This is a genomic window from Propionispora sp. 2/2-37 (assembly GCF_001298735.1).
In the GTDB taxonomy this organism is placed as follows: domain Bacteria; phylum Bacillota; class Negativicutes; order Propionisporales; family Propionisporaceae; genus Propionispora.
The window spans coordinates 208,052-223,685 of the sequence record NZ_CYSP01000005.1; the positions used below are offsets into that span (position 1 = coordinate 208,052).

The following is a 15,634-nucleotide window of genomic DNA, read 5'->3' on the forward strand; positions in this document are numbered from 1 at the left end:
AGCGATAATCTTCCGGATAAGCGAGGAGGTAAAAAACATGTCCACTTCCAGTAGTGGTGTATCTTCATCCACCGTCAACGGGACGACCCGGGTTACCGGCATGTCGGGCTTCAATGTTGACTCGGTTGTCGAACAACTTATGACAGCTGAAAAAGCTAAAAAATTAAATAAATTGGAACAGAAAGAGCAACTGGCCGAATGGAAGCAGGAGGCCTATCGGGACATTATTACAGATGTACAAGACTTTTATAATAAATATTTCTACGGAAGCTCCGATACAAGCCTGTTAACCGCAAAAAATTTTAATAAGTTCACCGTTAACAGCTCGAGTAAGGCTGTCTCAGCAGCTTACAACAGTTCTGCCAGTGCGGGCAGCCATAAGGTTTTCGTAAGTAAACTGGCCAAAGCCGCCACCAGAACAAGCGGTGCCGTTACGGGAGATGTAAAGGGAAACTCGGCATTGGATTATGCTAAGCTTGGCGGTGAGAGCTTTAACATCACGGTAGATGGAACGGATTATACGGTGTCTTTTGATGCAAACGCTTTTTCCTCGTGTGCCGGCCTCAGCGATGCTCAAACCATCATCCAAACGACTATAGATAAGGCGGTTGGCAGTAACAAGCTGAAGGTGGGTGTGACTGGTCCGGGGATAGTCTCCATTACCGCTGATGATACCGGCGTGAATAAAATCAGCATTAGTGCTGCTGCTTCGGATTCCGCTGCGAGCGCTTTGACTGCACTTGGTTTTGGCACCGGCTCCACAACCTCAAACCGTTTGAATATATCCACGGCCACGCTGAAAGATATTGCCGCCGCTACGGGATTAAAATTCGATACCGATGGCGGGCTGGATTTTACTATCAACGGTGTAAACTTCAGTTTTGACCAGGATGATTCCGCTTCCGACGTTATTAACCAGATTAACAAGAAAAACTGCGGGGCGACGCTGGCCTACGATGAGATTTCCAACACGCTGGTGTTGAAAGCTAAAGCAACCGGGGCCGGCAATCGGCTGGCGGTAAGCGATACGAACGGTACTTTTTGTTCAAGTATCCTTAAAAACTATACTGAAGGGCAAGACGCCCAGTTGACGGTGGATGGGGTAGCACTGACCCGCAGCTCGAATACGGTTGATTATAATGGGGTCACCTATACGCTTAACGATGTTACCGATACAGATGGAGACGGAGAGGTAAAAGCGGGTGAATACGCCACGATAAGCGGGACGCTGGATGTGGACAGCGTTTACAACCTTATCAGCGGGTTTGTAAAAGATTACAACGCATTGATCGGAACGATCAATACCGCACTCTCCGAAAATTACGACAGTGACTATCCGCCGCTTACCGACGATCAAAAGGAAGATATGAGCGACGAGGAAATTAAGAATTGGGAAGCAAAGGCCAAGACCGGCTTGCTTGAGGACGATCCGACGCTGCGCAGTTTTTTGACGGAGATACGTTTAACCATGCTTGATTCTATTAGTGGCCTGGATACAAGTATTTTCGACATTGGTCTCGATACTACCGACACATATAAAGAGGGCGGCAAGTTAGTTATTGAGAGTGAGGATAAGCTAAAAAGCGCCATTACGAACAATCTGACCGACGTCATTAATCTTTTCACACAGAAGTCCACCGATTACCCGGGAGTTGGCCAGCAGTGGCGCAATTTAAACGCTGATCAGCTAAAGACCCGGTACAAGCAGGAGGGCCTGGCCTACCGTTTTTACGATGTCATCGGCAAGTATACTACTACCCTTAACAATTCCAAGGGTTATAAAGGGATTTTTGCCGAGAAGGTTGGTCTTGAGGGCAGCACAACAGAGAACGACAATGAGTTGAGCGATAATATTGATAAATATAAGAAGGCAATTTCCGAAGAAGAAGACCGGCTGGACGATTACGAGGATTCGCTTTATATCAAGTACTCTAAGCTGGAGAGTTACCTCAGCCAGATGAACACCCAGCTGGCGGCCCTGCAATCCTACCTGTCCTCCTCAAGCTAAAAAGGACTGATTATCATGAAGCTAGAGGAAGTTAAAAATTACCTGGCAGCAAAACTGGAGATTCTGGGAGAAATACACGCCAATACGGAGGCGCAGGGCCGGTTTGTCCGCAAGCGCCAGCTGACGGGCCTTAACCGCCTCTTACGTGAACGGGCGGTGTTAATCGAGAAACTGGCCGCTGTGGATCGTCTCCTGAATGCTGATAACAATTGGCGGGACGAAGGACGGTTGGCTGCAGAGATAAGGACTGTGGAGGAAAAGCAAAGAGAGATACTGGCTGTTTGTCAGGCGGTGATGCGACAGACCATGACTGAACGGGAGCGGGTTGGCGAGGAACTGTGTAAGAGCCGGTCAATGCGTCAGGCCCAAAAGCAATACGTCCGTAAATGGCAGACAAATGCTTTTGTCGGTAATCGCCTGAACGTAAAGGGGTAATTTAGTTATAATTCACGGCAAATACAAAAAGTTGATACCCATTCGGGATGGGTATCAACTTTTTGTGTAGTGCTCTTATCAGCCTTATTGCAAAAGCTTTAACACCTGCTGCGGCTGCTGGTTGGCCTGGGCCAGCATGGCGGTTGCCGCCTGAGTAATAGTACTTAGCTTAGTGTAGGTCGCCATTTCGGACGCCATGTCGACGTCGCGGATGAGGGATTCGGCTGAAGTCAGGTTTTCACTGGTGGTATCCAGATTGTTGATGGTCGACTCCAGACGGTTTTGAGCTGCGCCAAGTTTGGAACGCTGCGAGGATACGGATTCGATAGCTTTTTCGACCGTGGTGATGGCACTCGCGGCATTTTTAATAACATCGACAGCGTCTACGCCAAGCGCGGCAGCCCGCATGTCACCGATGCTAAGACCCATGGTCTGCCCCTCGTTGGCACCGATCTGAAAGGTTAAGGCGCCGTTTGTATCAACTGTGATTGTCGAAGCTGTGGTTGTATCCGCATTGACATCGAAAGTGAGTCCTTTAAGCGTTCCGCTGGTGATGGTGATCGTGTTGCCTTTTGCCGTATAACTGCCGGCGGCTGCAGCGGAACCGGTGTCAATAACAATTTTTGCGTCTGTACCCGTAGTTTTGCCCGCAGTAAGGTTAGCAAAGTCGCCGGTACCGGCAACACCTACATTGATTTCAGCAGCTGAACCGACCTTATTCGATGTAAACTTGATTACATTATTAGTGACCGCATCTTCACCTTCACCTGTTGTTACGCTGTCCAAAGTGGCGGTTACGCCGATGCCTGCTTTGTTAACGGCATCCAGAACGTTTTGCACGCTGGCACCTTTGGTGAAACTGAAGGCTACACCGTTAATGGTGATGGTGGAGTCAGCAGTTAACGTGGCCGAAGTACTGGTGTAATTTTTATCAGTTTTGATTGATGCGGCTGATGCGGCTGTGGCTGAGGTAAGTTTAGCCGAACTGCCGGCTGTGGTGTCGGCCGTACCGCCTTTTACTGTATAGGCGCTTGAGTCACCGGTAATGCTGGCGGATATCCCCAGGGCTCCGTTGAGAAGGTTTTTATTATTGAATTGGGTGTCGTTGCCGATTTCATCAATAGCTTCAGTAAGCGCACTAATTTCGTCCTGGATGTTTTCCAGTTCGGAGTCGCTGTTTGTACCGTTGGCAGCCTGAGTTGCCAATTCTCGCATACGCTGTAGAATACTGTCGGTCTCTTCTAAGCCGCCTTCTGCTGTTTGTATGAGCGAGATAGCGGTTTGGGAGTTATCGCTGGCTTGGTCAAGACCGCGGATTTGAGCCCGCATTTTTTCCGAAATGGACAGCTCGGCCGCATCGTCGGCTGCGCTGTTGATACGGTAACCGGATGACAATTTCTCCAGGGAACTGTTCATCAAGTTGGAATTTTTGTTCAACTGATTAAAGGTGTTTAAAGCTGACAGATTGTGATTAATAACCATACTCATTGTTGTTTTCCTCCTTGGAAGTTAATGCTTCCATGCATTTTTAAGATACTAGACGAAAAGTTACTAAGTGTTCTTCTGTTTGGCCTATTCACTAGTTCATGAGCGATACCTCCCTTGGTTTTCTTATTCATAGTATCGTTTCGCAATATCATAATGGCCTTTAGTGGACAATTATAAATACATTAAATTTTTTAACTATAATTTTTTACTTATTCTACGTATAGAGTTTCTATCTCATCTTCCTTAATTAGCTTGCTTTAGAAGTTCCATTGCCGTTTTTATTACACTATGGAAAGGGTTTAGCCAATACATTAGTTCGCGGTGCATTCTTTGAAATTCGTCTCCAAACAGTAGCCAATTCCCCTGATGGTGATTAAATTGTTAATGCAGAGTTTCTTGCGAAGATAATGAATATAAAGATTTACGGAGGCGATGTCGGTTTCGGCAAGGTAACCCCATATTTTTTCGGCAATCTCTTCTTTGGTTATTACCTGGCCTGGAGTGCGCATGAGCATCTCTAATAACAGCCCTTCTTTTAAAGTCAGTTTAATCTGTTTGTCTTTTTTAGTGACCAGGTTCTTTCTGGGGTTGAATTTCAGGTCGTTTACAACTAAAATATTCTTTTCTATTATCTTATTCTTACGTCGGACCAGTGCCTGTAATCTCGCAAGCAGTTCTACGATGGAAAAAGGTGTACCTACATAATCATCGGCACCGGCCATAAGACCTTCCGCCCGTTCTTCCGGTGAGTTTTTGGCTGTTAAAAATAAGACTGGGGTATCGTAGCCGAAACTGCGGAATTCCTTCACCAGGGACAAGCCGTCGAGATGGGGCAGCATTCGATCCAGTATTATGATATCGTAAGTCCCCGTAAAAGCCATTGGGGCGCCGGTTTCACCATCTGTTGCGGTATCTACCAGGTATCCGTTCTTTCTTAATAATCGTGGCAGAGCATCAATCAGTTTAGTTTCAGCGTGTAATAGTAGAATTTTCACTTTTATCATTCCTTAACATAACATCCGTGTCCAAATTTTACCTTCCGTGGATTTATATTAAGTTTCATGAAGGAAACTTTGGCTTGATGTAGATTCGGTATTAATACCTTAGTTTACTTAATAGTTATCGTAATGTATTATTAGGATTGTTTTAACTTAATTGTTATAATTTCATTGAATGGTTAATTTAATTGGACTTTTGGAAGTCGGGATGAAACAAGTTATAGGGCTCTTATCTTATTGGAATGTTGTGGTTGTCTTTGAAATGGAGCCCGGGAAAAACGTATTGTGGATATTCTGGCAGAGTATAGAAAATTGACAAAAAGCACACCTGAGCGATGTGCTTTTATATTCCGAGAGTATGAATGATAAGGTATTCCGGCTGAGGTGTATATACGGGAAGTCAAAAGTACGTTGAAGGTATTTTGCTAAAGGAACCGGCTAAGTAGGAAGGCGTTCTTTATAGCCATTCCGTAACGGCTTCCCACCCTTTACGCGGGCGTGGGTAAGGTTCTTGATCAGCAAAGCCGATAGCCACGGCTGCCACCAGTTCATCATGGCGGTCCAGCCAGGCACAGATTTCCGGTTCGGCATAGAAAATATCACAAATCCAAAGTGTTCCCAGCCCTGCGTTTTGTGCAGCTAACAGCATGGTTTGAATGGCGGCGCCAATTGACTGGGTATCGGTCAACAGCCGGTAGTGGTTATAATCTGTTTCAACATGCGAAAAAGGGTTGTAGACTAAAATGACTGCGGACGCTTGCTTTATTGCCTGAATACTTAATTCACAGCTTCCGGTATCAAGAGATTGTTGTTTACGGAGAGCTACAACGCCGGACATGATACCTGCCAGAGTATCTTTACTTTGCTCCTGTAAAACAACGAATCTCCAGGGCTGGCGGTTTTTACCGGAAGGCGCTTTGGTAGCCAGATCGATAATCTCCTCAATCATTTTCCGGGGTATAAATGTATTTTGAAATTTGCGGATACTTCTTCTCTGTAGAATGGCCGCTGTGGTTTCCATGGCTGTTCCCCCTATTACACTTTAATGTGGAAGCTCTTTTAGCTCCGCACCACAACAATCCTTCCGGAACATAACCGGCATAATGATTCCTTGGTAATGGTAAATGATGGATAAATCCAATTTTCTATGTTGCTTTTTAGAGTTCCTGCTACTCTTTAAACGTTATCTCTTATACGGCATTGTTCACGGATTTGTTGCCACTATTTCCACTTATCTGGGTCTGATACGGTATAGCAATTTGGGACCGTTTAACGTTTTGGGCATTATACCGGCCTGGACACCGCTTGCCTGGTCATTTTCTTTTGGTGTTTTCTTCTATTTGATGCCCAGGCGCAGAACGTTCTTTAATCCCCTATTTGTTATCCTTTACCGCACTGGATTATTTCGTAGGCTTGATATTCGAAGCATACGGCTTGTTTACGTATATTGGCAGTTATCGTTATTTTTTCTTAGTGATCTTTTTTGTCTGGTATGCGGCCGCCACCTGGATTTACCGCAGGGCTCCGCAGTTTCAACTGCTGCAGCCGGCGATTGCGAAGCCGCTGCCGGATGACAGGCCGGACGAGGGGAAATAGATTTATATTGTGATGCGTTTGTAACAAAACTGTAACATAGGCATGGTACTATTTTCTTGAAGAAGCATCATATGGGAGGAATTCAAGATGAATAGCATAGTAAAAAAGACAATCGTTTATTCTTTAGTGGGTATCATGCAAATCGGCTGGGGCGCTGCGGTAACGGAAGCATCGCCGCTGTTTACCGGCAGTTCGCAGCAACGGATCATTCAGGTGGATCGTCCGCACGGCGATAAAGACCGGCAGCGTGAACATGACGAAAGAAAACGTAAGGAAAACGAACGTCACGAAAAAGAAATGAGACGGCGCCCCCATGAAAGTGAGAGAGAGTGGCGTCAACGGCAGGAACGGGAAAACAAACGCCACGAACAGGCATTACGTGAAATAGCGGCCTTCTTGCTCGGGGTCGCCGTCGGTAATTCCAACTAAAAATAGCCCTGGGACAGCGAGGAGGCTCCCCTCATATCCTTCTTGTTGTCTCGCATTCGATCCCCTATTCTTCAGAGTAGGGGCTTATTTTTTAGTTTCCCGCCATGTTTTGTTATATAAACAGAATGGGGCGATAAGCGGGGGCAGCCCGCGAAGGTTCTCTTTTCCGGCGAAAATGGTATAATAAGCGTGTAGGCGTAAGTCTATATTATCTTATCGTAATAAAGGAGTTGTGATTTATGTGGAATAAAAGTGCCGGGGATATTGTAAGCAAAGGGGAGGTGCGTACAAAATAATCGAATGTATACACCTCCCGGAAGTTATAGTAAAAACTTTTGGAGGGTAAACATTGAATACAATAGACATGACCGATGCAGGACTCGGCCACCATTGGATGGACGAAGCTGCTGCTTATACAAATTGTTATATTGGGCGGGTAATTTCCCAATATAAAGACCTATATAAAGTCGTAACCGAACAGGGTGAGTTAACAGCGGAAATTTCCGGAAAGTTTCGTTTTACGGCAAACACGTTGTCTGACTACCCTGCAGTGGGCGACTTCGTTATGCTTGACCGGCAGAAGGATACCCTTGGGAATGCCATTATTCACCATGTGCTGACCAGAAAAAGCGCCTTTGTCCGAAAGGCCGCAGGAACTTCGCATGACGAACAGATTGTGGCGGCAAACATTGATACGATTTTTATCTGTATGGCACTGAACTATGATTTTAATCTACGGAGGCTGGAACGCTACCTTGGCGTTGCCTGGGATAGTGGGGCTGTTCCGGTTATCGTGCTGACAAAGGCCGATCTATGTGACAATCTGCTGCAAAAACTGTCGGAAGTGGAGGCTGTTGCCTGCGGGGTTGATGTGCTGGTTACGTCCAGCATGAGTGAAGACGGCTGCGCTGCGGTCAAGAAGTACACGGGACACGGCCAAACAATTGCCTGTATCGGTTCGTCCGGCGTTGGGAAATCAACCTTGATTAACCGGCTGCTCGGTAACGATACGCTGGCTACGCAAGGCCTGAGAAATAATGATAAGGGCCGGCATACGACGACCAGGCGGGAACTCATGATGCTGCCGGGCGGCGGCGCCGTTATAGACACTCCGGGTATGCGAGAACTTGGCATTGAAAGCGCCGACCTGGCAAAAGCCTTTGCCGATATTGATGAACTGGCCGCTACTTGCAAATTCCACGATTGTACCCATACCCGCGAACCGGGCTGTGCGGTGCAACAGGCCATACAGGATGGTCTGCTGTCTGCGGAGCGGCTGATAAGCTATGGTAAGTTGAAAAAGGAAGCAAAATACGAGGGACTAAACTCCCGGCAGATTGAAGCCGAAAAGTTTTCTGCCATGTTTGCGAAAGTGGGCGGAATGAAAAATGCCCGAAAGTTTATTAAGGAAAAAAATAAAAGAAGGCAGCGGTTTTAACAGAAACTTCTCCTACTAAAAAACAAGCGATAAGGTCGGCTGACTTTATCGCTTGTTTTCTCCTGTATATTTTGTTGACAAAGTGATTTTTGTTTAACTAAACAGGCCTGTACAGCTGGAAGTGCTGGGAGGGTTCGTTAAGGAAATGCCAAATTAACGGGACTAGCTATGATTACGGACAATCAATGTCGGGCAGGGGGCGTAATGTAGCACATAATTGCTGACGCTGCCGATCAGCAGTTTGGCGACATCGCTTATACCGCGCCGTCCCATAATGATTAAGGAGTAGTTGCTTTCCCTGGCGATTTCGGTAATTTTGATGCCCGGATGGCCGTACACAATACGGGCTGTTATATGACCGTCGAAATTGTGGAAAACTTCCAATGCGTGTTCTAAAATCAGCTTGCCATGATCATCCAGGCTTTGGCTAAGGGATTGCGGCACGGAATGAGTATCAGGCGCCAGATAAGCGGCGTGTTGGATGACATGGATTAACGTTACGGAACTGCTGAATTTCTCCGCTATTTTTCGTGCGTAGCTGGCTGCCGCCAGTGCTTCCTGGGACCCGTCAACAGGGACCAGAATCCTTCCAAACATACTCTCACTCTTTTCCATTGTAGTTTGAACAGCAACATCATTTCAGAGAAAAGGGGCAGGCTATCCTTTTGCCTCCACATCTTCCAAACTTTCAGCCAGCCGCCGGTTTTTAGCAAACAGGAACCAGACATAACTTAGCAGGAAGATGCCCATGATGATGGCTGAACACCAATAAATCGAAGCATAACCAAGCTTTCCCGCCAGCATCCCCAGAGCAACCGAACCGGCACCGTTGCCAATGTCAATCATATTGTAAAAAGTCGCACTGGCTGCACTGCGCTTGGACGGTGGGACAAGATTGAACATCCAGGTCTGTATGGCCGGGAAAACAGTGCCATAGCCAAACCCATACAAGGCCGAAGCTGTCAAGAAGACAGTCAGTGTTTGGCTTTGGGCTAAGACAACGAACCCGGCTAAGAATAGCAGCGAACCTGGCAGAAGCACCCAGGCCGGCCCCTTTTTATCAAATATTCTTCCCGTTACTAGGCGGGACAGGAAAATGCACAGCGTGCATACCAAAAAGAAATAACCGGCATTGGCAATATGCACTTCTTTGGCTAACAGGGCAATAAAATTTAAAACTCCACCGATACAGATGCCGAAAAGGACGGTAAGAAAAGCCTGGAAGAGCAGACGCTTTTCAATGAGTTTATCCATAAGCGACGAGCTTTCCCGGTAATCGGTCCTGGCTGTTCGGTCATCGGGCAAAGAGCAAAAACTCATGCAAAGCAGCGCGATGATTTGACTGATGGTTGCCACAATAAATAGCATTTGAAATGAAATATTGTCGACAATCCAGACGCCGAGCCCCGGCGCAACGGCCATGGCCAGAGTGGTGCCCAGTCCGAAATAGCCGATCCCTTCACCACGCCTTGATTTAGGCAGAATGTCGGAAACGATGGTGGCATACAAGGTGGTGGCTATGCCGAATCCCAGGCCGTGCAAGACCCGCAGCGAAAGCAGCCGCGGCACGGAAGTCGCCAGAGTATAACTCATTGCGGCAATAAAACATAATATACAGCCAATGTAGAGGTAATATTTTTTACCCCATTTTCGGATGCCGTAATCCGTAAAAAAACGGATTACAATCGCACAAAACACAAAGATGGCGGACAATAGCCCGACATCGGTGCTGTTTCCGCCCTGCTTTAGTACATAAAGGGGAAGTGTCGGCAAAAAAATGTGAAAGCCGCTGAATAAAAACGTGTTGGAAAGCGTAAATAAGATAAAATCTTTCGTCCATAATTTTTCATTATTCATTGTCATTAAGGTATCCTTTCTAAGAAGCCAATAGAGCAGCATTAACCTTTATATGTTTGTGAATTGGAATAAATCGACTGCAGCATGGCATAGAGTTCGTGTTGTTTTTCTTCCGGCAGGTCTTTCAGAATCGCCTGCCGGTGTTTTTGGATCACGCTTTCCCAGAGAGCGTACCGGCTTAAGGCTTTGTCGGTCAGAAAGACATTTTTTTCGCGTTTATCATTTCCTGATTTTCTTTCCACCAATTGCTTTTCTTCCAGCTTGACCACGCTTTTGGAGATGGCCGCCGGTTCGATGTTCAGATAGTTGGCCAAAGCGATTTGCGACGTAGGGCCGATTTCCTTTAACGTCATAATAATGGACCATTCCGAGCTATATAGTCCGTACTCTGCCAGGCATTGGTTGACTCCCTGCGAAATGGCGCGTGTGGTTTGATAGAGTAAGTGCATCAATTTATTGGCGTCCATGAAACAATTTGCCACCTCTTTTGCCATTGAAATTAATATACTAGTATATTATTAACTAGTATATTAATTTCCCGGTTTTCTGTCAAGTATTACCTGACACCGGGCTGGGAGTGAAAATGAAGATTTAGATTTTTCCGCTGACGGTTCGCTTTATTTGTTGACAAAGTCCAGTACCTATGCTACCGTAAGTCCGATGAACAAATCCCTAAGGCTGCAGGGTTAGCGCCAAGAGCAATAAAAGAGATACAGGCCGCTATGCTGCTGATCTTTAAGAAACTGAACAAATTGGAGAGGGGAACAACATGATACGGTTCGAATGTGATTATACGGAAGGCGCCCACGCGCGGATTATGCAGCGAATGCTGGAAACTAACGAAGAACAGACACCGGGCTATGGCCTGGATCAGCACTGCGAAACAGCCAGAGCCTATATTCGGAAAGCATGCCAGGCAGCGAAGGCCGATGTTCACTTTTTAGTCGGGGGAACACAGACCAATGCTACCATTATCGCTTCTATTCTGCGCCCGCATCAGGGCGCTGTGGCCGCCGGCAGCGGGCATATTGCCGTACATGAAACGGGAGCCATTGAAGCTGCCGGCCATAAGGTGCTTACCCTGCCGAGTACTGACGGAAAAATCCGGGCGGAACAGGTAAAAGCACTATATGATGCCCACTGGAATGATGTCACGCATGAGCATATGGTTCAGCCCGGACTGGTGTACATATCGCACCCCACCGAGAACGGCACCACTTATCGTAAAGCCGAGCTGGAAGCATTAAGCCAGGTTTGCCGGGAATGCCGCCTGCCGCTGGTGCTGGACGGCGCCAGGCTGGGCTACGGCCTGGCAGCCCCGGATAATGATTTATCGTTAGCCGATATCGCACGGTTATGCGATGGCTTTTATATCGGGGGAACGAAAGTCGGCGCCTTGATGGGAGAGGCCGTAGTCATCACCCGGGATGCCCTGAAAACCGACTTCCGCTATATGATCAAGCAGCATGGCGGTATGCTGGCCAAGGGGAGGATACTGGGGATTCAGTTTGAAACCTTATTCGAGGACGGCTTGTACTATGAGATCGCCAAACATGCCGTGGATATGGCGATGAGAATCCGGGAGGCCTTTGCGGCAAAAGGTTTTTCCTTCCGCTATGATTCTACCACCAATCAGCAGTTTCCCATTTTGCCGGATGCGGTGTTAATGAAGCTGGGCGAAAAGTATTCCTATTCCTTTTGGGAAAAAGTTGATGCCACCCACAGTGCAGTGCGGTTTTGTACCAGCTGGGCCACAAAGAAGGAGAATGTGGACAGGCTGGTGGAGGATATCAGGGCATTGTAACGCATGGGGATGACCGGGGCATATACTGTTTGTAGCCGGAGGGTTAACTTTCAAATAAGAATTTAGGTGAGTTTATGCGCGCAGTAGACAGGATCATAGCCATTTCCGACATTCATGGGGAAGGCAGAAAGCTGTTGGCTTTATTAGAAGAATGTGAGTACGATGCTAACACCGATTTACTGGTGATCGTCGGCGATATGCTGGACCGTGGCGAAGAGAACCTGGATACATTGGCAATTTGTCGAAAGTTCCAAAGGCAGGGAGCGATACTGCTAAAGGGAAACCACGAACAATTTGTTCACGATAGTATTATTGAAATGCTGACCAATGAAAACTGGCGTGCGAAGCCAAGCGTGGACCTATATAACTGGTATACCTATCATGGCGGATATTCCACCTATCAGGAGATTAAAAACTTATCTCCTGACAGACTTAGGAAAATATTACGGTTTATTCGCTCGTTACCCTTTTATTACTCTGCGGGCAGGTTCATTTTTTCTCATGCCGGAGCCAACACGGCAAAACCAATCGAAGAAAATGAAGAAGACGAAACCCTTTGGATGGAAAGGTCCTTCCCGGTTTGTCCGGCCTATCCCAATAAAGTACTGATATTCGGCCATGTACCTACCTGGGGTTTGCCTCCCTATAACTCAAAATTCAAAAAGAAAAATGCGAAGATTTGGTATGATACGGTCCATAAAGACAAAATAGGGATTGACTGCGGCAGTTGTTTCGGCGGACGGCTGGCTGCATTGGAAATTCCAACCTATAGAGAGTTTTATGTATAGCAGCAGGCATGAGAAACAGCGGTGTTCGTGGATTGCTGTTTTTTTTTATGACAACTGTTATTTATTTATAAATTGACATATAATTACGTAGCCGGTTTCCACTGAACCCCGTTTTAATTGCGTCCGAAGGTTCATGAAAAAACGGCTATCCATACATAAGAACTGCCTTATGCTGAGCGGTTCTATTTTTTTATTGCCAACCGGCAGGTAGAATTTTTTGCAAAACCATCTTGCAAATAGTTCTACTTTTTTGGGAAAACATTAGTCAGTATACTAAACATGCGAGGTGGATAGGGATGACGGGCAAGGAATTAGACCTGATTTTGCATCTGATATCAAGAAATGAATATATCACCTATTCGGAAATGAAAACAGTATTTCAGAAATCGGAACGCACCGTCCGGAATTATCTGGAGCAGGCCAATCGGCTTTTGCAGCAAAATCATCTGCCATGCATTGAGCAGGATCGAAAATTAGGCGTTAAGCTGCAGTTTACCCAGCCGCAAAAAGAATATTTTCTTTCTTTGCTTAACTCCAAACAGGATCAGGCTGAATACTATCCGGCCGGAGAACGGATATTGATGATTTTGTTTTCCATCTTGCAAGAGAATGAGCCCACGTTTGCCACGACGTTTATTGACGAGTTAATTACCAGTAAAAGCTCAATCGACTCCGATATGAAAACTATCCGGAAACTGGCGCAGGAATACGGGGCGGTTTTGAAAAGCACTCCGAAAGAGGGGTTTAAACTACATGGCGATGAATGGTCCGTCCGGTTGTTTATCAATAATGTCATCAACAAATATCTGAACCTGGAACTGTTGATGGATCATGGCAGCAACCATTTCATTGTTTCCAAAAAAGAAAAAATCGTAGTGGAGTATTTAAACGAAAACCTGCTTTTCAACACCTATCGCTATATCCGGCAGCTTGCGCGTTCGGAAGGGTTTGCTTTCAATGAGATACACTTCCGGCAAATGGCCGTTATTTTTGCCATCTGGTACAAGCGCTTTACCCAGGGCCATACCGTAAAAAGTGCGAATAGTCTGCCGCTTCGCTATGAAAGACTGCATTCTTATCAAATGGTTGTACAGCTTTTGCAGGATGTAATGGGAATTGAAGTGCGCACTATTAGTGAATATGAGCGGTATTATTTATGCTTCATCATCGACAGTTTTAATATTAAGCATCCGACCGTGTTAAAAATTGACTGGGGCGGTCTGCAGCTGCTGACCATGCAGCTGATTGCCGAAATGGAGCAGATCACTGCCATCCCTTTTTCGAAAGACGAAGAACTGTTTGAACGGCTGTTTAATCACATCGAGCCGCTGATAAACCGTATCAAAAACGGGGTCAGTATTTTTAATCCGCTGAAAAACATGATTATGGACCAATACAGCGTTATGTACAATACGCTGCGCAAAGCCGTTCGTGTTTTAGAAATCTATTGCCGGCAAAAGATTTCGGAAGAAGAAATTGCCTACCTTACCCTGCATTTCAGCGCATCGGAAGAAAAACTGGCCCAATATAATCCGGGAAAATACAGGGTGGTTATTATCTGCGGCCATGGGGTGGCCACGGGAGAATTATTGGCGGAAAACCTCAAGAAATATTATCAGTTTGATGTGCTGGGGGTTGTCAACGCCTATGATATTCGCGCAATCAAACGGCTGGGCGCCGACTTTGCCTTGAAGACAATTGATATGGAAATTAACAATCTTCCTTCTTTAAAAATTGATCCGGTATTAACCGAACATGACCGGCAGAAGATCAAGCAGTTTTTAGACAATCATCCGGACATCAGAAAATCCGGCACGACTCATTTTGATGCGGTTGATTTTTTTAAAGACATTTGCAAAATAGCTGAAAAACATAGCATGAAGCTGAAAATGGAGCCTTTCATCGGAGAACTGGAGCAGCTATTTGAAAAAAATAAAATCATTTTAAACCGTCAGGGGGTTCAACCAATGATCCATGAAGTACTAAAAGATCAGCATATATTGCTGCAGCAAACAGCCAAAGACTGGGAAGCAAGTATCAGGGCTGCCGCACAGCCTTTGCTGGAAGAGCAATACATCAAGCAGGAGTATATTGAGGCGATGATCGCTGCGGTGAATAAATACGGGCCCTATATCGTTGTCGGCAAAGGTGTCGCACTGGCACACGCCCGTCCGGAGGATGGCGTACTAAAATTAGGACTTAGCGTGATGACGCTCAAGGAACCGGTCCTTTTCGGCCATGAAACCAATGATCCGGTTAAGTTGATCTTTTGTCTGGCTGCCGTCGACAATTTTTCACACCTGAGAGTCATGAAGTCGATTGTCAATATCATTAGTGAAGAGAGGAAAATTGACAAGATTTCCAGCCAATATACCATAGACGGTTTTAATAGTGTGTTAGATGAATTTGAGGAGGGGATCTAGGCATTGCCTTTTATGGAACCTACTTCATTTTAGAAAAGAGGGGTCGGCATGAAGAAAAAAGTGAAAATGCTCATGGTGTGTGGAGCCGGTTTGGGCAGCAGTTTTGCCTGCCAAATGAGTGTGGAGGATGTGTTAAGCAAACTGGGAGTGGAAGCGGATTTGGATCATTGCGATATCTCCTCCGCTGTCTCTATGAATCCGGAAATCATTATTACGGCCAGCAACTTTAAGTCGCAATTCGAACAGTTTACCATTCCGGACACAACGACAATTTTGTATCTGAAAAATATTGTGAACAAGGCGGAAATTGAAGAGAAGCTGGTACCCTTGCTGCAGGCTAAAGGCGTGCTATAGATTAAAAAATAAGGGG

General features: G+C 46.1%; 15 protein-coding genes. 9 read left to right on the forward strand and 6 right to left on the reverse strand.

What is annotated here, in order from left to right:
* Nucleotides 1–37: 37 nt before the first annotated feature.
* Together fliD and P22_RS07120 are read left to right on the forward strand one after the other, a co-directional pair.
* A complete protein-coding gene (gene fliD / locus P22_RS07115) occupies nt 38–2,008 on the forward strand; it encodes a flagellar filament capping protein FliD (protein WP_054259538.1) in 1,971 nt (656 codons plus the stop codon).
* A 15-nt stretch (nt 2,009–2,023) separates the two neighbouring features.
* The gene (locus tag P22_RS07120) at nt 2,024–2,443 is read left to right on the forward strand and encodes a hypothetical protein (RefSeq protein ID WP_054259539.1); all 420 of its coding nucleotides are present in this window, start codon (nt 2,024–2,026) and stop codon (nt 2,441–2,443) included.
* Nucleotides 2,444–2,527: 84 nt separating this feature from the next.
* On the opposite strand, the gene P22_RS21460 is transcribed toward P22_RS07120, so the two are convergent.
* The 3 genes from P22_RS21460 to P22_RS07135 form a co-directional block, all read right to left on the reverse strand.
* Nucleotides 2,528–3,931, reverse strand: a complete 1,404-nt coding sequence (locus tag P22_RS21460) for a flagellin N-terminal helical domain-containing protein (RefSeq protein ID WP_054259540.1) — start codon at nt 3,929–3,931, stop codon at nt 2,528–2,530.
* A gap of 311 nt (nt 3,932–4,242) precedes the next feature.
* Entirely contained in the window at nt 4,243–4,926 is a 684-nt protein-coding gene (locus P22_RS07130; protein WP_054259541.1) for a response regulator transcription factor, read from the reverse strand.
* A gap of 460 nt (nt 4,927–5,386) precedes the next feature.
* Entirely contained in the window at nt 5,387–5,950 is a 564-nt protein-coding gene (locus P22_RS07135; RefSeq protein WP_054259542.1) for a nitroreductase family protein, read from the reverse strand.
* 392 nt (nt 5,951–6,342) lie between these two features.
* Here P22_RS07135 and P22_RS07140 point away from each other — a divergent pair, with 392 nt between their 5' ends.
* The 3 genes from P22_RS07140 (at nt 6,343) to rsgA (ending at nt 8,392) form a co-directional block, all read left to right on the forward strand.
* Nucleotides 6,343–6,525: a hypothetical protein gene (locus P22_RS07140; protein WP_216598042.1), complete on the forward strand. Its 183-nt coding sequence runs from the start codon at nt 6,343–6,345 to the stop codon at nt 6,523–6,525.
* A gap of 87 nt (nt 6,526–6,612) precedes the next feature.
* Nucleotides 6,613–6,954 (forward strand): hypothetical protein, encoded by a 342-nt coding sequence (locus P22_RS07145; protein ID WP_054259544.1) that lies wholly within the window; start codon nt 6,613–6,615, stop codon nt 6,952–6,954.
* Nucleotides 6,955–7,303: 349 nt separating this feature from the next.
* A complete protein-coding gene (gene rsgA / locus P22_RS07150) occupies nt 7,304–8,392 on the forward strand; it encodes a ribosome small subunit-dependent GTPase A (protein ID WP_054259545.1) in 1,089 nt (362 codons plus the stop codon).
* Nucleotides 8,393–8,554: 162 nt separating this feature from the next.
* Here the strand turns inward: rsgA and P22_RS07155 are convergent, their stop codons facing one another.
* The 3 genes from P22_RS07155 to P22_RS07165 are packed head-to-tail and all read right to left on the reverse strand — an operon-like array spanning nt 8,555 to nt 10,716.
* Complete coding sequence (locus P22_RS07155) at nt 8,555–8,989, reverse strand: universal stress protein (RefSeq protein ID WP_054259546.1); 435 nt, start codon at nt 8,987–8,989, stop codon at nt 8,555–8,557.
* Between the two features lie 60 nt (nt 8,990–9,049).
* Nucleotides 9,050–10,249, reverse strand: a complete 1,200-nt coding sequence (locus P22_RS07160; protein ID WP_054259547.1) for an MFS transporter — start codon at nt 10,247–10,249, stop codon at nt 9,050–9,052.
* A 41-nt stretch (nt 10,250–10,290) separates the two neighbouring features.
* On the reverse strand, nt 10,291–10,716 hold the full coding sequence (locus tag P22_RS07165; protein WP_054259548.1) for a MarR family winged helix-turn-helix transcriptional regulator: 426 nt from the start codon (nt 10,714–10,716) through the stop codon (nt 10,291–10,293).
* Between the two features lie 302 nt (nt 10,717–11,018).
* Here P22_RS07165 and P22_RS07170 point away from each other — a divergent pair, with 302 nt between their 5' ends.
* The 4 genes from P22_RS07170 to P22_RS07185 all read left to right on the forward strand — a co-directional run bounded on the left by P22_RS07170 (nt 11,019) and on the right by P22_RS07185 (nt 15,618).
* Nucleotides 11,019–12,053 carry a threonine aldolase family protein gene (locus P22_RS07170; RefSeq protein WP_054259549.1) on the forward strand — a complete coding sequence of 345 codons (1,035 nt, stop codon included), beginning with the start codon at nt 11,019–11,021 and terminating at the stop codon, nt 12,051–12,053.
* Nucleotides 12,054–12,127: 74 nt separating this feature from the next.
* Nucleotides 12,128–12,841, forward strand: coding sequence for a metallophosphoesterase (locus tag P22_RS19910; RefSeq protein WP_069972776.1), 714 nt, complete (start codon nt 12,128–12,130; stop codon nt 12,839–12,841).
* A gap of 296 nt (nt 12,842–13,137) precedes the next feature.
* Nucleotides 13,138–15,264: a BglG family transcription antiterminator gene (locus P22_RS07180; protein ID WP_054259550.1), complete on the forward strand. Its 2,127-nt coding sequence runs from the start codon at nt 13,138–13,140 to the stop codon at nt 15,262–15,264.
* Nucleotides 15,265–15,312: 48 nt separating this feature from the next.
* Nucleotides 15,313–15,618, forward strand: coding sequence for a PTS sugar transporter subunit IIB (locus P22_RS07185; RefSeq protein ID WP_054259551.1), 306 nt, complete (start codon nt 15,313–15,315; stop codon nt 15,616–15,618).
* Nucleotides 15,619–15,634 lie beyond the last annotated feature (16 nt).